17 protein-coding genes are annotated in these 19,315 nt (G+C 50.7%); 2 read left to right on the top strand and 15 right to left on the bottom strand.

Translation table 11 applies throughout. The features are described 5' to 3' along the window. Nucleotides 1-7: 7 nt before the first annotated feature. From ATY27_RS13575 to ATY27_RS13560, 4 genes are all read right to left on the bottom strand, one after another. Nucleotides 8-1,306, bottom strand: coding sequence for an ATP-binding protein (locus ATY27_RS13575; protein ID WP_208931166.1), 1,299 nt, complete (start codon nt 1,304-1,306; stop codon nt 8-10). Nucleotides 1,307-1,309: 3 nt separating this feature from the next. Then, nucleotides 1,310-1,888, bottom strand: a complete 579-nt coding sequence (locus ATY27_RS13570) for a chemotaxis protein CheC (RefSeq protein WP_208931165.1) — start codon at nt 1,886-1,888, stop codon at nt 1,310-1,312. Continuing rightward, a complete protein-coding gene (locus tag ATY27_RS13565; RefSeq protein ID WP_244151312.1) occupies nt 1,885-2,253 on the bottom strand; it encodes a response regulator in 369 nt (122 codons plus the stop codon). The genes ATY27_RS13570 and ATY27_RS13565 overlap by 4 nt, the downstream gene beginning before the upstream one ends. Nucleotides 2,254-2,420: 167 nt before the next feature. Beyond that, complete coding sequence (locus ATY27_RS13560; RefSeq protein WP_208931164.1) at nt 2,421-3,449, bottom strand: acyltransferase; 1,029 nt, start codon at nt 3,447-3,449, stop codon at nt 2,421-2,423. Between the two features lie 233 nt (nt 3,450-3,682). Between ATY27_RS13560 and ATY27_RS13555 the strand changes: the two genes are divergently transcribed. Further along, nucleotides 3,683-4,690 (top strand): PHB depolymerase family esterase, encoded by a 1,008-nt coding sequence (locus ATY27_RS13555; RefSeq protein WP_208931163.1) that lies wholly within the window; start codon nt 3,683-3,685, stop codon nt 4,688-4,690. 108 nt (nt 4,691-4,798) lie between these two features. Here the strand turns inward: ATY27_RS13555 and ATY27_RS13550 are convergent, their stop codons facing one another. The 6 genes from ATY27_RS13550 to ATY27_RS13525 form a co-directional block, all read right to left on the bottom strand. Beyond that, nucleotides 4,799-5,305, bottom strand: coding sequence for a GNAT family N-acetyltransferase (locus ATY27_RS13550; protein WP_208931162.1), 507 nt, complete (start codon nt 5,303-5,305; stop codon nt 4,799-4,801). A gap of 11 nt (nt 5,306-5,316) precedes the next feature. Further along, complete coding sequence (gene nagZ / locus ATY27_RS13545) at nt 5,317-6,384, bottom strand: beta-N-acetylhexosaminidase (RefSeq protein ID WP_208931161.1); 1,068 nt, start codon at nt 6,382-6,384, stop codon at nt 5,317-5,319. A 152-nt stretch (nt 6,385-6,536) separates the two neighbouring features. Then, nucleotides 6,537-8,840: an acyl-CoA dehydrogenase gene (locus ATY27_RS13540; RefSeq protein WP_208931160.1), complete on the bottom strand. Its 2,304-nt coding sequence runs from the start codon at nt 8,838-8,840 to the stop codon at nt 6,537-6,539. 57 nt (nt 8,841-8,897) lie between these two features. Then, the gene (locus ATY27_RS13535) at nt 8,898-9,536 is read right to left on the bottom strand and encodes a TetR/AcrR family transcriptional regulator (RefSeq protein ID WP_208931159.1); all 639 of its coding nucleotides are present in this window, start codon (nt 9,534-9,536) and stop codon (nt 8,898-8,900) included. A 229-nt stretch (nt 9,537-9,765) separates the two neighbouring features. After that, entirely contained in the window at nt 9,766-12,864 is a 3,099-nt protein-coding gene (locus ATY27_RS13530; RefSeq protein ID WP_208931158.1) for a S8 family serine peptidase, read from the bottom strand. 280 nt (nt 12,865-13,144) lie between these two features. Then, the gene (locus ATY27_RS13525) at nt 13,145-13,690 is read right to left on the bottom strand and encodes a hypothetical protein (protein ID WP_208931157.1); all 546 of its coding nucleotides are present in this window, start codon (nt 13,688-13,690) and stop codon (nt 13,145-13,147) included. 254 nt (nt 13,691-13,944) lie between these two features. Here ATY27_RS13525 and rimO point away from each other — a divergent pair, with 254 nt between their 5' ends. Beyond that, a complete protein-coding gene (rimO, locus tag ATY27_RS13520) occupies nt 13,945-15,258 on the top strand; it encodes a 30S ribosomal protein S12 methylthiotransferase RimO (protein ID WP_208931156.1) in 1,314 nt (437 codons plus the stop codon). A gap of 97 nt (nt 15,259-15,355) precedes the next feature. Here rimO and ATY27_RS13515 read toward each other — a convergent pair whose 3' ends face one another. The 5 genes from ATY27_RS13515 to ATY27_RS13495 form a co-directional block, all read right to left on the bottom strand. Beyond that, a complete protein-coding gene (locus tag ATY27_RS13515) occupies nt 15,356-15,544 on the bottom strand; it encodes a hypothetical protein (RefSeq protein ID WP_208931155.1) in 189 nt (62 codons plus the stop codon). A gap of 113 nt (nt 15,545-15,657) precedes the next feature. Further along, the gene (locus ATY27_RS13510) at nt 15,658-16,419 is read right to left on the bottom strand and encodes an NUDIX domain-containing protein (RefSeq protein WP_208931154.1); all 762 of its coding nucleotides are present in this window, start codon (nt 16,417-16,419) and stop codon (nt 15,658-15,660) included. Continuing rightward, nucleotides 16,416-17,618, bottom strand: coding sequence for an ABC transporter permease (locus ATY27_RS13505; RefSeq protein WP_208931153.1), 1,203 nt, complete (start codon nt 17,616-17,618; stop codon nt 16,416-16,418). Before ATY27_RS13505 ends, ATY27_RS13510 begins: the two co-directional genes overlap by 4 nt. Then, nucleotides 17,618-18,403: an ATP-binding cassette domain-containing protein gene (locus ATY27_RS13500; protein ID WP_208931152.1), complete on the bottom strand. Its 786-nt coding sequence runs from the start codon at nt 18,401-18,403 to the stop codon at nt 17,618-17,620. The genes ATY27_RS13505 and ATY27_RS13500 overlap by 1 nt, the downstream gene beginning before the upstream one ends. A gap of 34 nt (nt 18,404-18,437) precedes the next feature. Next, on the bottom strand, nt 18,438-19,283 hold the full coding sequence (locus ATY27_RS13495) for a DUF3025 domain-containing protein (protein WP_208931151.1): 846 nt from the start codon (nt 19,281-19,283) through the stop codon (nt 18,438-18,440). Nucleotides 19,284-19,315 lie beyond the last annotated feature (32 nt).

Here is a 19,315-nt window from a genome sequence, read left to right as displayed (position 1 = left end):
CTGTCGTTCAGAGTGTTTGGCTGGCGTCTGCCGGGCCGGCAATTGGCAGACAGACGATAAAACTGGCACCCTCACCCGGTGGCGACTGCACCTCAATGTTGCCCTGATGTTTTTTCACAATACTGTAGGATAACGACAAACCAAGTCCGGTACCGCTGCCCACCGCTTTAGTCGTGAAAAAGGGTTCGAACAAACGGCTCATATGTTCAGGCGCAATGCCGGGCCCAGAATCACGTACTTCGATACACACCGACTGTTCCTGCTGCCAGGCGCGCAGATACAAGTGCCCTTTGTGGTCCATCGCTTGTGCCGCATTCACCAGCAGGTTCAGTAGCACCTGATTAATCTGATTCGGCTGGCAATACACGTCCGGTAGATCTGCGGCATAATCCCGGTGGATCTCAACGTGATATTTCAACTGGTTAGCGGCGATTTTCAGCGTACTTTCCAGACCCTCGACTAAATTTGCCGGTTGCCACTGCGCATTATCGACATGCGAGAACGCTTTGAGATTTTTGACAATCTCTGCGACCCGATCGATCCCGTCAATCGATTCGCTTAATAGTTCCGGTAAATCGGTCCGGACAAAATCAAACTGCAGCCGTTGCTGGGTATCGCGCTGCAGCGCCAGAAAAGTCTCATTGCCGGTTTTACTGACAATCTTTTCGTAAAATGCCGTCAGCTTCAGCAAACGCGCCGCATAGTCCTGCAACGTCTGCAAATTAGAGCTGATAAAGCCAATCGGGTTATTGATCTCATGCGCGACACCGGCTGCCAGTTGGCCTATCGCGGCCATTTTTTCCGATTGCAATAACTGACTTTGTGCCATCGAAAGCTTTTCATTGAGAACCTTCAGCGCGGCACCTTCCTGTTCCAGTCGCGCGGACAACTGCTGCTCGGCCTGAAAATAACTCGCTAACTCTGTGACATCCTGCACCACCAGGCAAACGGTACGCACCGAGCTGTCGTCGCATTCAACCGGTAGGAATTCAATATTCTGATACATCAGCGTTTCTTCACCGGTGATAGGCCGGCTGGACGAGAACGGAAACACATGGGGCTGATGTTCCCAATATGAGAAACTGGCATTATTGAGCACCAGCACACTGTCGATTTTTTTCTTCAGATAGCGCGCCTGTTGCGGGAACAGCTCCAGCAGATTTTTGCCTTGTACCTCTGCAAACGGCAGCCCGGTGCGGTCACTGAAAAACTCATTCCAGTACAACAGCTGATACGCCGCATCCAGCACACAAATGCCCAGTGGTAACCGGTTATTCAATTGTAAATGCAGGTGCGGCAGATCCATGGCTTAGTCCTCCAGCAGCGTGTTAAGTTTGTCGACCAGCACGTCAACGGACTGCTGTTCCAGACAAATCACAATCCGCGAATCAAAGGCGGTACCTTCCAGCTGAAATTCCACTTCCAGCAGCAAGGTACTGGACCAGCGAAAACTGTCGGGCTGTCGCAACTGAGCATTAAACATCGTTGGCATACTGAGCTTGGCGTGCAGCGCCAGCTGCATGGAGAAACCACTGAGGCAGGCACCGGCCAGAATATTGGCCAGCTCCAGTAACAATTCTTCTTTACTGCGGTCATCCAGCGGCAATGCATAGTCCAGCAGCCCGCCGATGGTTTCGGTGCCGGCGCGGGCCAACAATGTCAGAACTTCGCCTTTGACGCTGCCAACAAAGGATTGCCGGGTGAACCAATACTGGTCGGTTAAAAACATCTGCTGAAATTCTGTGGCACCGACTACAACAATTTTTGGAATTGATAAGGTGATTTTTGCATCAATGAGTCGCGCCAGCGCGTTCGCGGCCTGACCCATCGAGATGTTCATCAGTTCCTGCAACGCATCACGCTGCAACTCGCTGAGCAGCAAACTCATAACAGCCCCAAATCGGCCAGTGTCTGGCGCAATTGGTCGGCTTGCAGGGGTTTGTGCAAAAAGCGAAAGGCCCCTAAAGATTCGACCAGCTTGCGCGCTTCGGGCTGAATGTCGGCGCTGATCACGATAACAACCGTTTTGGCATGATGATCATGTAATTCCCGCAGCACACCAAACCCATCCAGCTCCGGCATGGTCAGGTCAAGAAACAGTACCTCAGCTTTGCCAGCCGCGACAGCTGCCAGCGCTTCTTTCCCGTTACAGGCTTCGGTCAGTTCAATATCCCATTCTGGCGGTAAGGCTTTACGGACTGTCTTGCGCGACAACAACGAGTCATCGGCGATAGTTACTGGAATGGCCATCATACACCTCAGACAAATGTCTCATTTGTCCTCAGTATTAATGGCAACTACAAAGCTGTCAATGTTATCGCTACAGAAAAATCGCCGACGATGGCTACTGTGTCATTCGGCGAATCACAATCAAAACAAAGCCCGCAATAACGGGCCTGCAGCTGAGCAAAAAAAAACGGCTAACCCGTCAGTAAAGCCCTGATGTTACGTTTTGTGGCTGGATCTGCGACCCGTGGTAACCAAAATCGTTGGATCAAACTGACCTGAACCCAGGTAACGAAGGCGGAACAGGCAAATACCAGCAGATATTTCTCTCCCCAGCTTTGTTCGATAATTTGCAGGAAGAAAATATGCCACAGATAAATCCAGATACTGTTGCTGCCGGCAAAGAGGACAAAGCCAATTAACTTGCTGCGGCGAAGGCCATGTAATACTGGCTCGGCCAGCAACCAGAGTAAAAAGGCGCACATCAGCGCATAGGCCAGATAATAATGTTGCGGCGGATATTTAAAGCTTTGGGTGCGTTGAAAACTGCCCTGTTGCCAGAAAAACCAACTGGCAAACAGCACAAAAACCGCGCTAAACAGCGTGAAAAAACGCAGCTGTTCCGGCTTTGTCATCGCCGGGATCCGCAGACCCAAAGCAAACAACAAGGCAAAAGGCACTGCATCAAACAACGTATTACGCAGGATAGTCCGGCTGATACCGCTAATTTCCGGCAGCACCATATTGACCGCTACTTCATAAGCCAGATACCACAACAGCAGCACACGGAAATACTGGCTGTTTTGTGGCGTACGCTGATGGAAGCGGTAAATAAAGGGCGCGAGCAAAGCCACCAATAAAAATACGCGAATGACCCAAACATATCCGATGCCGTCAATCATCGTGTAAGACCGCAGAATTTTATTGGCATCAGGCAACACATGCGGATAAGCAAATGCCCATTGCACGGCAAAATAGACCGTCAGAAATAACCAGACCGGAAATACCAGCCGTTTGATCCGCGCCCAGACATACTGGCCATAACTTTCTTGTTTAACCGAAGCACTAAAGGATAACGCCGATACCAGCACCATCAGCGGTACATCAAAATTACGCAGCTGCGCTACCCACATCGGCGGATAAACATGCGCCAGGATCACCATGGCGAGGCCTATAAAGCGTAACAGATCAATGCGCTCGTCACGTTGTTGTGTTTGTCCCATGCACTACTCCGCTATGCTGGTCTGACACGCCGGGGATTTGCGGTCAGGCGCTTTGTTATATGCTGATAGTCCCATAGTTTTATTTGTACTGACAAGCAGATAGCTGTATCTGCCCCATCACAGAACAGACTGTACCAAAGCACTATTGACGATCTGTATCTGGCACGACAAGCTCGGCTTAAGCCCATGTGATGGCAACATCATTTCCTTATTCATCAATCAGGATCGCCGCTATGCCAACCAGAACCGCTTTTACACCAAGTTTATTCACAGCCAGCTGCCTGATGCTGGTGCACGCACTGCCGGCCATAGCCAGTGAAGTGCCAACATTGCAGTTGCAGCCGAAGCTTTCTGTCTCAGGCTTATCCTCCGGCGGTTATATGGCCAATCAGTTTCATCTGGCGTATAGCGATAAAGTGACTGGCGCCGGTATTATCGCGGCCGGTCCTTATGGCTGTGCGCAGAATTCATTGCAAGTTGCGCTCGAGCATTGTTTTAACAAAGACAGCAGCGCACCGGACTTAACCAAAGCCACGGCATTGCTGCAGCAACAAGCCAGCGCCGGCACTATAGCGCAGTTGGGCAACGTCAAAGACAGCCCGGTGTTTTTATTGCACGGCACTGCAGATAAAACCGTGCATCACAAGGTGAGCGACGCCCTGGCAACGCAGTATCAGCAACTGGGCGCCAAAGTGCAGTACGTCAATGACAAGGCGTTTGGTCACAATTTCCCGACCACCAACACAGGTACAGGCTGTGAGCTGTCAGAAGCGCCTTACCTCGGTGCCTGTGGTTATGATGCTGCCGGCGCCCTGCTCAAACATCTGTACCCGGCTCTCAAAACCAAAGCAGATAAAACCACTGGTCAGCTCGTTACGCTGAAACAGCAAGAGCTTGCTGGCGAGACGGCATCGTCTTTGGGTGAAACCGGCTATCTCTATGTGCCACAAAGCTGCGCCAATGGCAGCAGCTGTACCTTGCACATAAGCTTTCATGGTTGCAAACAATACGCTGGTGCTGTCGGTGATGCCTATGCCAAAGGCACAGGTTTAAATGAATGGGCTGATGCCAATGACCTGGTGGTGTTGTATCCGCAGACGGAAAAAAGCGCGATGGTGCCTTTTAACCCGAATGGCTGCTGGGATTGGTGGGGTTATACCGACAGCAACTATGGCAATCAGCAAGGCGCGCAAATAAAAGCGGTGATGGCGCTGGCAAAATCGATTGGCTTTAAGGGTTAACCAGAGGGTGCAATAATGAACCTGAGGTGGTGAGGCTGGCCCTGCCACCTCAGGTTCAACAGTGTGTTTTGCTGCATGTTGCAGGCATCACCATCACTACCGCAAAATCTATCCCGGAAACATTTCTGCCATGGCCTGCAACGTTGTCCCGCTCACGCGGTTCAGTCGCCAGTCCAGCTGCATTTGTGCGCCCAGTGACTGATAAAAATCAATGGCAGGTTGATTCCAGTCAAGCACTGCCCATTCTAAACGCCCACAATCACGCTCTACTGCTAAAGTTGCCAGATAGGTGATCAATGCTTTCCCGATCCCCAACCCACGCAATGCCGGGTCGACAAATAAATCTTCCAGATAAATGCCAGGTTTAGCCAAAAAAGTCGAATAATTATGGAAAAACAAGGCAAATCCGGCGGGCTTGCCCTGATAGTCGGCGATCACCACTTCCGCATAGGCTTTGTCGCCAAACAAGGTTGCCGTTAGTTTCGCTTCGTCCGCCACCACCATATCAAGTAACTTTTCATAGTCCGCCAGTTGGCGGATAAAATGCAGAATTTGCGGTACATCATTGGCTGTCGCGAGGCGCAAACTTAGGCCGGGGATCCGGGTTTCAATCATCACAAGCTTCCTTAAGTACGTTCAACAATTCCAGCAGAGCTGACACCACCGGTGAGTTCAACAGCACGCAGACGCGCCGCCAGTTCCACCGCATCACGATATCGTGGACTTTGCACCAGCTGTAGTTCTGTGGTGGTGTTGTGATGTTTCAGTTTGCCAAGACGCGCACTGCTATGCTGCCAAAACGCTTGTGGCAAGGTATCCAATACTTCAATCGCGCCTTTACGGTCATTACAGACCAGGATCATGTCACAGCCTGCAGCTAAAGCCGCCTCAGCACGTTGCTGATAATTACCAGCCTGATGCGCACCGGCCATGCCTAAATCGTCACTGAAGATCACGCCGTCAAACTGCATCTGACCGCGTAACACGGTTTGCAGCCAAAAATCTGAGAAACCTGCAGCTTTGTCACAAAAGGCCGGATACACCACGTGTGCCGGCATCACCGCATCAAGTGCGCCAGCTTTGGCAAGCTCACGGAAAATAAATAAATCCAGCGCTTCGATGGCCTCGCGACTGCGGTTATCCACCGGCAACTGCAGATGCGAATCTTCTTTCACCGAGCCATGGCCCGGGAAATGTTTGCCGGTAGTTTTCATGCCGGCGCTGTGCATGCCCTTGGCAAAAGCCTGCACCATGGCGATGACCTGCTGAGGATCTGCGGAAAAAGCCCGATTCCGGATCACATCACAAACACCCCAGACATCCGCAACAGGGGCAAACGAAATATCAATATCCTGGGTCAGTACTTCCATCGCCATCAGCCACGCCATCTCGGTGGCATATTGCTGCGCTTTGACCAAATCCCCGCCGGCGCCAGGCAGGATCTGCCCCATTGCCGGAATTAACGTAAACTCTGGCCGAAACCGCTGCACCCGGCCACCTTCGTGGTCAACCGCTAATAACAATGGGTTGCGGCTGGCGGCGCGGGTGCGGCGCACTAACTCGCGCAGCTGCGCTTTATCCTGATAATTGCGGGTAAAATAAATCACCCCGCCAACGGCCGGATGGTCTAACAATTCAATTTCTTCAGCAGTGATTTCCGGACCCTGCAGGTCCAGCATGACAGATCCAAACATGCGGCGTTTTATCTCTTGAAGTTATATGCAGAAATGGGCATTTACTTTACCCGATAGGTCAACAGAAGGCTATGGTCTGCGTCTGCAGCGGCATAAACAAAAACCCCAGAGTGCGGAAGCACACTGGGGTTTTTCTATCGATTATTTGGTGATCAGGCTTGCAGGGCGCGACTTTCCAAATCGCCGGGCTTAAAGCTGTCAACACTGATGGCAGCAAAACGCAGTTTATTCATTTGCTCCAGTTGTGTTACCTCTTCCGCACTTAACACACCAGCTTCAGCAGCTTTGTTGATAGTCACGTCCAGTGGTAATTTACGCGCAATTTTGCCATCTTTTTGCGCCTGGAAAATTTTCTTCATCAGCGGTTGTGCTGCATGGACTGCCAGGAAGGCTTGTTCCATCGAGCCGGTCGGATCGTTTTCGCCTTCGCCTAAATAACACAAGTGCGTCAGACGGTCACGGATCACGCTTGGTTTTAGCAGCGCATCAGAGATTTGCATCGCCATTTCATCATCTGGCAGCTGATAGTTAATACCAAATGGGAACACCAGACCTTTTAACAACTTGCCAACCAGACGGTTCGGGAAGTTACTGAAGAAACCGGCAAAAGCACGTCCGATCTCATACAGATTGCGTTGTACGCTGTAATGCACGAACGGCAGATCGGCAACCTGACGGCCATTGTCTTCATAGAATTTCAGCACTGCAGATGCAATATATAAGTGACTCAGCACATCACCTAAACGGGCTGACAGCATCTCTTTGCGTTTTAAATCACCGCCAAGCATCAGCATCGAGATGTCAGCAGCGAGTGCCAGACCATTACTCATCCGTGTCAGTTGTTTGTAGTACTGCGCAGTTTCACCGCCAACTGGCGAGCTGTTTAACAACCCACCGGTCAGGCCCTGAAATAAGGCGCCGAACGTGTTCCCCATTGCAAAGCCAACGTGTTTCAGTAACAACTCGTCGAATTGCTTCAGACCCGCTTCAGCGTCCGGATTGGCAGCAGCTTCCAGCTCTTTTAATACGTACGGGTGGCACCGGGTCGCGCCCTGACCAAAGATCATCAGGTTACGGGTCAGAATGTTGGCGCCTTCAACGGTGATCGAGATCGGCACGCCCATATAGCCATGTGCCAGGTAGTTTTTCGGACCACATTGAATAGCGCGGCCGGCATGGATGTCAAAGGAATCGTTCAGCAGAGTACGCGACATTTCAGTCATGTGATACTTGGCAATGGCGGTCACCACTGACGGACTTAACTTCAGATCGATAGCACCGGCCGTCATCACCCGCATCGCTTCTAAGCTATAAGTCAGGCCACCAATACGGCCTAATGACTCCTGCACCCCTTCGAACTTACCAATCGACAAACCAAATTGCTGACGCACATACGCATAAGCCCCGGTCATCCGCGTGGCCAGGTGGCCTGTTGCAGTACCCAGAGCCGGCAGCGAAATACCCCGGCCCGCCGACAGACATTCCACCAGCATACGCCAGCCGCGACCGACATAAGCCGGGCCACCAATGACCCAATCCAGCGGAATAAACACGTCTTTGCCGTAAGTAGTCCCGTTCATAAACGCCATGTTCATCGGGAAGTGGCGGTCGCCAATCAACACGCCTTCATGCGAAGTAGGAATAAGTGCACAAGTGATACCGATATCTTCTTTATCACCGAGCAGATTCTCCGGGTCATACAGCTTAAACGCCAGACCCAGCACACTGGCGACCGGTGCCAGCGTGATGTAACGCTTGTCCCAGTTCAGCCGGATCCCGATGACTTCTTTACCTTCAAACTGGCCTTTGCAGACGACACCATTGTCCGGGATACCACCGGCATCTGAACCCGCTTCCGGGCCGGTTAAAGCAAAACATGGCACTTCTTTACCGGCTGCGAGGCCCGGTAACCAGCGGTCTTTTTGCTCTTGGGTGCCGTAATGCATCAGCAGTTCGCCCGGGCCTAACGAGTTTGGCACCATCACGGTAACAGCAGCAGTTAAACTACGCGTCGCAATGCGTGAAACGATGGTTGAATTGGCAATCGCCGAAAACTCACGACCACCGTAGGCTTTCGGGATAATCATCGCGAAGAAGCCATTCGCTTTGATGTAGTTCCACACGTCTGTTGGCAGATCACGTTGTTCCTGCACGATTTTGTAGTCATCCAGCATTTTCAGCAGGGTTTCGACTTCGTTATCGAGGAACGACTGCTCTTCTGCGCTCAACTGTGGTTTTGGGATCTGATGCAGTTTCTGCCAGTCCGGTTTGCCTTTAAACAGTTCACCATCCCACCAGACGTCCCCTGCTTCCATCGCTTCGCGCTCAGTGTCCGACAATGGCGGCAGAATTTTTTTGAAAATAGCAAAGACTGGCTTGGTGATCAGGTTACGCCGGATATCGGTTACACCTAACACCACTGCCAGGGCAACGATGAGCACAAATAAAATCAACATAAAGTGTTCCTCAGGTCTGCAGGGTTAACAGTTATTATTTATCAAAGTCTTAAGAATCTATGCCGCTGACGACGCGGCAATACCGGCCGCCAGATATGGAATTAAACGCTGGATCACGCCGTCAATTTCGACGGTTTCGTTAAAATCAGCTGCGGCGATATCTTTTAACGCCACATTCGATGCCATCGTGAATACGATGGTGCCGAGCGAAAAGTGCAACCGCCAGAAGATTTCACTGGCTGGCAGCGCCGGGCAGCTTTGCTGCACCAGCAGCACAAATTTGTCGAGCGTACGGCCATAATGATGATTAAAAAACCAGCGCAAGTGGCCCTGTACGTCAGTATAACCACGGCCCAGTAACTGTAAGAATGTACTGGTACCTTGCGGGTGAACCTGACCGAGTTCAAGCAAAGGTTCAACAAACACCGACAGCACTGTAGTCAGTTGATTCGGCTGCTGCGCGGCCAGTAAACGATTGAATTCCTGATCCAGCCGCGGCATCAGCACTGCGAGATAACGTTGCAGCACTGCCTGGATCAGTTCTTTTTTCGAGCCAAAATGGTAATTGACTGACGCCAGATTTACCTCCGCCCGACTGGTGATCTGCCGCAGCGAAGTCGCACTAAAGCCGGTTTCAGCAAAGAGCTGCTCAGCGGCTTCCAGAATTTTCAATTGTGTGCTTTGTTTATTGCTCATAAGCAGTCTTCAGATCTCAGCAAAAACCAGAAACTGGTCTTATCAGTAACGAATTTAAACATCTGTTTGAAATGTACGTTTGAAATAATTTGAAGTCAAGCGGCAACAAACAAATAGCAAGATTACGCCGAGAACCCGGTCGTTTTCTGCACAAAAAAAATCCCCCGGCAAAACCGGGGGATTTGATGTCAGCGTCTATCTGAAAACGCCGGAGATTTCTTACTCAATCTTACTTGGCAAATACTTCCAGTAAGGTTGAAGTGCGGGCAGTACCTTTTGCATCATGCAGTGTCACGACACCCATGTAAGGTAATGCACCAGCTACCAGTTTTTTGGTAGAGACAGTGATCACGTTTGGACGACCTTTCACTGCACGGGTGCTGGCAGTTAACGTGCTGGTCGCTGTATTTGCTTTATCAACAACCCAGTACGCCAGCGTGTAATTCACGTTTGCCGAACCTTTGAGGTCACGTGGGTGAACCCAGACAATGTAGACGTCACCATTCGCTGAGTTATTGGCAGCGGCAGGGTTACGCAACACGATGTCTTCGTTGGCTTCGGCATTTTGTGAGACCGCAACACTTGAACAGCTCCATGCCACACAGCGATAAACGTACAGATCCAGATCTGGCGCAGCGAGATTTGTCAGAGCATTACGCAATGAGAAACGTGCAACCTGAGTACCGGCCGGAACCGTCAGAATGTGTGTGCCTAAGTTCGCTTCGTTAAAGGCGAATGTCTTATCCGGATCTTGTTTGATCGTACCCGAAGTGCCAAATGCCTGCGACAGACCATACAGCTTGCCTGAAGTCACACCTGAATAAGACATGTCAGCAGTGAAAGACACACGGCCTGACGCTGCAGCGACCTGCGTAGTTAACGAACCTGGTGCAATGATCGCATCTGGCTCCATTGGTTTAACGACCAGCGGACTACGCACATTGTGCACGCCGTCAGTCAGCGTCAGGCTACCGAATGCCCACTTATTCACAACCGCGCTGGCGTTTGGTGTTAAGGTCAGGGCGTATACCGCCTGGCCATTTGCCGGCACGTCTATACTGCTGGCTTCTACCAGCTGACCCGCTGCATTTAACGTTTTAAATACAACGTCAACACCGGCTGGAGCCTGAATCACTGGGCGATAGTTGGCATTGCTGCCACCCACGTTGGTGACAACACGGACCACTGTTTTAGCCGCTTTCAGCTGTGATACTGAAATTGACGGGTAGTTAAGCTGAGTAGCATCGGTCGGATAACCGGCAGCTACATATGCCGCACAGTCATAGCCTGAAGCGCTCTTCACAAATGCTGTATTACCAATACCACACAGGAACGCGTAATAATCCAGTGCACTGGCGTCATACACCAGTCCCGGGTCCATCGCTTTCACCGGAGCAGCGTGGCCGGCACCAAAATCAAACGGGTCGGCTAATACAGACGAGCTGGCTTTAGTTACGCTTTGATGCGCAGTAGTCATCAACGCTGATTTCACCATGGCAGGCGTCCAGTCCGGATGCTGTTCAATCAACAACGCGGCCATACCGGCAATGTGCGGGCTCGACATTGAAGTACCGGACATAAAGGTAAAATCATTGCCTTTTGGCTTGGTAAACGTTGTTGGCGTCCCAGCAGCCAGGACGTTGACGCCCGGCGCCGTGATATCCGGCTTCAGAATGTCATAAGATGCCTTATTTGGACCTTTTGACGAGAAGTCAGCCATTGCATTATTGACAAAGTTTGGATCCATCGTGATGTTAACGACAGCGCCGCCGTTGATGGCATTAACGATATTGGTACCGTCCGCCAGGCTGACCATCACACCCGGAATTTGCGCGCCGCCTACCACAGAGCCACCCATCGCAATTGGATTTCCGGCTGCGTTGTTATACGCCAGTATCGCTGTTGCACCGGCGTTTTGTGCGTTCAGTACTTTATCGGCGAAACCACAGGTACCACGTTGGATCAACACTACTTTGCCGGCGACATCAGCCGCATTAGTCAGCGCAGTACAACCCAGCGCAGGCTGCGCAACCACTACGTTACCAGTAACAGCGCCAGACACACTTAATGGCTTGGTCACTGTGCCTTCGATGGCCGTTTGTTTGTTCACTGGCAGGCCACTATTGACCCCGATTGAATTGACAGTGAAGCCCGAAGCCGCAACGCTGACAACCCACGGTGCCGGAGTACCAACAGTTTCAATCGCGTTATTACCACCGTCGTTACCTGCAGAAACTGACACTAAAACACCAGCCTGAGTTGCACGCAGTTTTGCCGCGACTGAAATGGTAGTCAGGTCGGTACGGCTGCCGCCGATTGAGTAGTTGATGACGTCCACGCCGTCCGCCACAGCAGCATCAATGGCGGCCATGGTATCACCATAGAAACAACCACGTTCCTGCACGCCGGCTGGTGACACATAATCACTGTTCCAACAGGCTTTATAAACAGCTACACGGGCACGCGGCGCAATACCGGTGATATTGCCATAGCTCTGTCCACCGATAGAGGCTGCAACATTGGCATTACCCGCTGCGGTACTGGCGGTGTGACTGCCGTGACTGTCGGCATCACGTGGAGAAATAAATTCACCAGGTTGAATCGCATACACTGACTGGAAAGAATCTTTGAAATAACGCGCACCAATCAGTTTGTTGTTACAGGCGAAATCAGCGTCCTGACCTTTATCACAAGTGCCTTTGAAGCGGGCTAATGGTGCGTATGAACCATCGTCGGCAAAACTTGGATTCGCAGGAGAAATACCGGTATCGACGATACCTACGATAATGTCTTCACCTTTGATACCCAGCGTGTGCTGGCCATCAGCACCGGTCAGACCGAGCAATGCCGGCGTGCGTGATGTGGTGACTTGTTCAGGTTTATCTTCCCAAACCCCAACCACTTCCGGGTGCATCCGCAGTTGCGATGCCTGTTCTGCTGACATGCGGGCAGAAAAACCGTTGAAGGTGTGGGTATAAGAATAAATCAGTCCGGTATTGCTGTATTGATTTGCCAGTTTTTCCTGCAGTTGTTTTAAACCAGCGTTGTAAGCAACGATTTGCGGATTGGCACTGTCATACAGATTCAGCGCTTTACCTGACGGTGCATTATTTGGTGTCAGCTGACCCAAATCAGCTGCTTTTTCCACACCTGATTTACCAACCAGTTGCACGATATAAGTCGCGATGGCCTGAGATTCAGCAGGCGTTGTTAACTTGTTGGTGTCGATTTTCACTTCATAACCAGCAGCCTGAACAGCGGTCGTTTGACAGACGGCAGCGATAGCAAGTGCCAGCACACTGAAACGTGAGCATTGCAGATATTTCATTTATGTTCTCCGGATTTTCCGTAGTCAACTGATAGTTGTCACACCGGCTGTAATTGTCATTTGGTTGTCATACCTTGCCTGTATCTTCACGGCGGCTCTGACAACGTTATTTAACAGTCATTGTCAATTTTTTCGACACTCTTTGGCGCCTACCAAAATTCACAATTAATTACATTTGTAGTGTTGACGTAGCTTTACAGCTTTTTTGTTAACAATTAACTTCGGTTTTATTTTTGTTATTTTGTAAATTTTTTTGACAATCGATTTAACCAGCGCGGGCTTATACTGCCTGACGACGACGCAGCATCAATCCGGCAAAACCCAGCAATAACAAGGCGGCTGAAGCAGGTGCGCTGACTGCTGTTGAACCATTTGTCAGGAGTGTATCGTCTGTAAAGATCACAGAAGTTGGATCATCGTATGCTTTGCTGGCATCGCGTAAGTCAAAAAAGGCGATATCTAAAGCAACGTCGTGAAAGCCAAAGAAATTGTATTGATTGTTAAGGTCGCTGACGTCAAAAGTCAGGAAGCTGAAACCAGCGTACAAATTATCGATATCAAATTCGGCTTCAAACAGAGGGGCTGGTGTCGCTACGTCGGTACCAAACAGTTTGAAACTGCTCCAGCCGTAGGCTTTGTAGATGCTGCCAGACCATTGCACAGCCTGGGTTGGGTCAACAACCAACTGACCAAACAGCACCAGACTGTTGTCAGCATTCTTACCCCAAAAATCTTGTTTGATCACCAGACCTGCATGTGCAGGGGTCAGTGCTGTAGCCGCGGCAATAGCCAGACCAAACATAGTCATTAACATTTTCTTAAACATGGTTACCTCTGAATTTAAGGAAGGATTCTAATTTTTATCTTAGTCATTTTTGACTGCAAAACTGTAAGCATATACGGTGCCATGAATTAACGATTTTGTTGCATTCTGTCTCATCGGTTAAATTTTAAACTGCTACTGTGCTGTTTCCGCGCTTTTATTACCGGACATTGGCCGGTCATTGATAAATGCTGCTGGTGAGGCAGGGTTGAATTGGTTTAAAATACCGCCCCATTTTCGCCAAGGTATAAAGAAACATGTCGCAACCTAAAGTTGGTTTTGTCAGTCTGGGCTGTCCCAAGAACCTGGTAGATTCTGAGCGGATCCTGACGCAGCTCAAAATCGAAGGCTACAACATAGTCCCAAGCTACGACGACGCTGAACTCGTGATCGTCAATACCTGTGGTTTTATCGACAGTGCCGTTCAGGAATCACTGGACACTATCGGTGAAGCGCTGGCAGAAAATGGCAAAGTCATTGTGACCGGCTGTCTTGGTGCCCGGGAAGATGAAATTCGTCAGGTACACCCGAACGTGCTCGGGATCACCGGGCCACACGCCTATGAAAATGTGCTGAGTCAGGTACACCAGTTTGTCCCTAAGCCTAAATACGACCCATTCCTGCAGCTGGTGCCGGATACCGGCGTCAAGCTGACGCCAAAACATTACGCTTATTTAAAGATTTCCGAAGGCTGCAACCACCGTTGTACTTTCTGCATTATTCCATCGATGCGCGGTGATTTGGTCAGTCGCCCGATCGGTGAAGTGCTCGATGAAGCGCAGCGCCTGAAAAATGCCGGCGTCAAAGAGCTGTTGGTGATTTCTCAGGACACCAGCGCGTATGGCGTCGACGTCAAGCACCGCACGGGCTTCTGGAATGGCGCGCCGGTCAAAACTTCCATGCAGTCGTTGTGTGAAGCCTTGTCTGAGATGGGCATTTGGGTGCGTCTGCATTATGTCTATCCATACCCGCACGTCGACGATGTGATCCCGCTGATGGCCGAGGGTAAACTGCTGCCCTACCTCGACATTCCGTTTCAACACGCCAGCCCACGCATTCTGAAGCTGATGAAGCGACCTGGTCAGGCTGAGCGGACGTTAGAGCGGATCAAAAAATGGCGCGAGATCTGCCCTGAGCTAACGATTCGTTCTACTTTTATCGTTGGTTTTCCGGGTGAAACAGAAGAAGAGTTTCAGGAGTTACTGGATTTTCTCGAGCAAGCACAGCTGGACCGCGTCGGTTGTTTTAAATACAGCCCGGTCGAAGGCGCTAAAGCCAATGAATTACCGGATCCGGTGCCGGAAGAAATCAAAGAAGACCGTTATCACCGCTTTATGGCAACGCAGCAAAAAATCAGTGCTGCGCGACTGCAAGCGAAAATCGGCCGTACTATCGAAGTGCTGATTGATGAAGTCGATGACGAAGGCGCCATTGGCCGCAGTTTCGCTGACGCCCCTGAAATTGACGGTGCCGTCTATTTAAATGGCGAAACAACGCTGAAACCCGGTGACGTGGTGAAAGCAGTTGTTGAAGCTGCCGACGAATATGATTTGTGGGCTAACCGACTCTAAGTTGTTTTGACTGACATGAGTAAAAAACCGCCAAAATGGCGGTTTTTTTATGGCCTATTGATGGCGCCAGCCCTTGCCGGCCAACGCATTGAGTGATTTATCTGCGGGCCCGAAATGGCTGTTCAGCCCAGGGTTGCTGTTCCAGCGCGTCTAACAGCTCATTGATTTCATCGGCGTCCAGTGCCACTTTGCGAAAATGCGAGATTAACGCGTCCCGGTTATAGCCTTGCGCCTGATAGCGCTGTGCAGTTTCCAGATGGATTTTCTTGACGAACTCAGAGGTCATTGGCCCGACTCCTGTTGGCTGTAGGGATATCAAATCCTGCCTAAGCGCTGTTCATTTTTCAAGCAAAAATCTGCAGAAGTTACTAAGCCTCTGGATCTTAACAAGATCTATTTTTAAATACCCTGAAACAGCTCAAAACCCAACGGGCCGGCCTGATACTGCGGCAATTCCCGAGCCGTCCAGATCGGACTTTCAAGCGCGCCCTGCACTAACAGCTTGTTATACGGGTGGGCCAGCGGATCTGCCAAAAATGCCTGTGGGTCAAACCAGGCCGCTTCCGCAATTTCGCGCAGATCTGCACTCACATCGGTTTGTTGACTGCTAAGTTTCGCTACCAGGTACAGATTGGATGCACCAAACTGGCCCTGATGGTGGTGGCGCATCGCAAACCAGCCCTGAAAAATTGCCACGACCCCGGTTTCTTCCAGCACTTCCCGTTGCAGCGCCTCAACAAAATGTTCCTGCGTTTCCACCATACCGCCGGGCAATTTAAAATAAGCCGGCTTTTTGCCAGGCAACGGCCATTCACGTACCAGTAAGATCTGGCCAAGATGGTTAAATACTGCAGCGCCAACGCCAATACTGTGGGTGGCCGCCAATGGCAAATAGGCCTCAGGCTGCAGCCTCTTTACCAAAGTGATGTCCGTGCCCTGCACATGGTGATAGACAAAACCATGTTGCAGCGCCGGAGCGATAAAACCGGTTTCTGCAGCGTTAAATGTCAGCCAGCACAGCTTATAACTGTCAGCCAGCGGCGCTAATTCGTAGTTCAGCCATTGTGCAAACGTATCGACACTGATGCCGGCAGTCTGGAGGCTGCCGCCAGCCAATACAGTGGCACCATACGGATTGGTTGTCAGCATTGAATTTATCATCGGAATAACACCTTCTCACGCTGAAACCAGCTGACACAAAATGCAATCAGTATCCCGGCCAGTAGCACTGTCGAGGCGATCACCAGAGATAAAATCCCCATATCAATGGTACCTTTCACCAGCTCTTTGATACACAACGAGATATTGGTCATCGGGATCAATGCCGTTTTCCAGTTCAGTTCAACGCCTGGCAGCAGTGCCAGCGCCAGCGGTACAAACACCAGGATACTCATCGGACCAATGTAATTTTGCGCTTCTTTAAAACTGCGGGCATAAATCGACAACGACAATAAAGCACTGGCGAAAATCATCGTCAGCGGGATCAACATCGCGAGGATCAACATCAAATCAGTGAAACCAAGTGCAGACATCGCCTTAGCGACCACATCAACGCCAGCCAGCGACCCTATCAGATATCCCCAGCCACCAAAGCTCAATACCGTAATCAGCGCCGTGGCTAACCCGGTCGTCAGCACAGTCAAAAATTTGCCCAATACCAGGCTGCTGCGACTGATCGGACAAATGAGCAACGTCTCCAGCGTACCCCGCTCTTTTTCGCCGGCACCAATATCAATAGCCGGGTAAGAACAGCCCATAAAACACAACGGCACCAACAAATAGGCTATCCAGCCGCCCAGCTTCTCACCAAGGTTTTCGCGATTTTCCGCGCTGGATACTTTGTTGATCTGCACCGGTTCTAATACCGCATCGACCTGTTTACCGGTAACGCCTACAGACTCAAGCCGAGCCAGCTGCAGCTGCCGGCTATAGTCTTTCACCACATCTTTGAGATAGTTACCGATTAAATCCAGCACCGGCGCTGTGTTATAGATCACAGTCCATTGGCTTTGCACCAACTCGGTTGACCCGTCAGTAAAATCGGCCGGAATGATTACCGCAAGATCAAACTGGCCGCCACGAATCGCCTGACGCAGCGCTTCAGGTTCGGTCAATTCTGTCGCGACCTGTTTAAAATTCTTGTGATAAAACAGCTGCTCAGCAAAAGTCGGCGCTTTGTCGGCATTGATAATGACGTATTTGTGCTCTTCCGCCTGCGCACTGGCTGTGACATTGGCCGCCACCAGCCCGAGCAGGCCAAAAATCACCGGGAAAATCAGGATCGGTAACAGGATCACAAACATTAAGGTTTTGCGATCCCGACTCAGCTCTAACAGTTCTTTCAGATACACTTGCCACATCAGACGGACTCCTGCTTGATCACTGACATAAAAGCCTGACGTAAATCCCCACTTGGGCTTAATCGGCTGAATTCAGCTAGGCTGCCGTTAAAGGCGCTAACACCCTGGTTAATCACCACGACGCGGTCACACAGACTGCTGACTTCATCTAAGTGATGCGTCGAGAAAATCACCGGCGTGCCGGCCATTTTTAACGACCGGATAAAATCCAGTACCGTTTGGGTGGTCATAATATCGAGGCCAGTGGTCGGTTCATCCAGCACCACTAATGCCGGCGAATGCACCACAGCGCGGGCAATGGCGGTTTTTTGTTTCATGCCGGAAGACATTTGTTCCGCGCGGCGACTGGCAAAGCTATGCATATCCAATAGCGTAAACAACTCGTCGATACGCTGACGCAAGGCTACTTCGGTCATGCCGTGCAGACGGGCAAAATATGCGACGTTTTCAAAAGCTGTCAGACGGCCATATAACCCGGTGCTGCTGGACAAAAAACCAATGCGACGGCGCGCCAATAAAGGGTCGCTCAGCACATCTTTACCATCCATCAAAATGGCACCGGCATCCGGTTTTAACGCAGTGGATAACATGCGCAGCGTGGTGGTCTTTCCGGCACCATTGGGCCCAAGCAGGCCAATGACTTCACCGTTATCGCAATTAAAACTGACATCCCGGACTGAACAAAAACTGCGTCCGGTGTAACGCACATCCTGTAATTCGGCTTCGCTGAGTTTCTGGCCTTTTTCCAGAGCAAAAGCTTTAGCCAACTGACGGATCTCAATCATATTTTTATAAATTCCCTATGCGAGGGCAGTATCACTAACCAATGACAGTCGCTTGCCGTTTTGGCCGGAAATAACTAACATCCTGATAAAAGGCTACAGTCTGCAAATCCTGATACCAACCGGGAATGCCCAGTAATGGTAGAGGACTCATCTGCTGGCGAAAATCAGTTAACGTGAATTCTGCAATTTGTTTACTTAGTGCAGTATCAACGAAATCAAGTTGTTGCGGCAATGGCCAATCACAGAATTCTGTCGGGACTGGCAGTGGCCACAATTTGGCCGTCAGACCAATAAAAGGCCGGGTCAGCATTTCATAATTAGCATGACCAAAGATCAGCGGCGTCACTCCGCTATCGTGCTGCCAGCACTCCCGCCGTAACCAGAATGCGTGTTGCCACTGATGCGCCCGTAAAGCGTCGACCAAATCCTGTTGGTCTGGCGGACATAATAACAAGACACCACATTCATCAAATAATGTCAGTTGGTGGCGCAGTGGTGAACGGTTTTTACTGCCATGCAAAGCGATTTCGCTCAGGTGGCGCTGATTCAGCGCTTGTTTGCTGCGAGGAAACAACGTCCAGATACAGGCGCCAAACAAATCATGCCAGTTATTCAGCCGTGTCGGGATTTGCCTGGTCTCGGCAATCAGCACTTCGTAATAACGCGGGTCATCCTGGCAAATGGTGGCATCGACAAAGTCCAAGCCACTGTCCGGCTGCAGCTGTTGCATCCAGTCCGTCAGTATTGTCGGCGTTGGGAAATTCGTTTGGCTGGCCAACGGCAATACAGCACACAGCCAATGGTATGCCGGATGATCACGGAGGATTTGTGCATCCCATCGTTCTGGCGCAACAAAACGTTGATTTTTCGTAGTTATCATTAGTTTGACCGCACCACTGAAAGGCTCCAGGC

It is taken from the genome of Rheinheimera sp. F8, assembly GCF_001518915.1.
The sequence above is the reverse complement of the archived record's forward strand: the minus strand, read 5'-3'. Positions and strand labels throughout refer to the sequence as shown.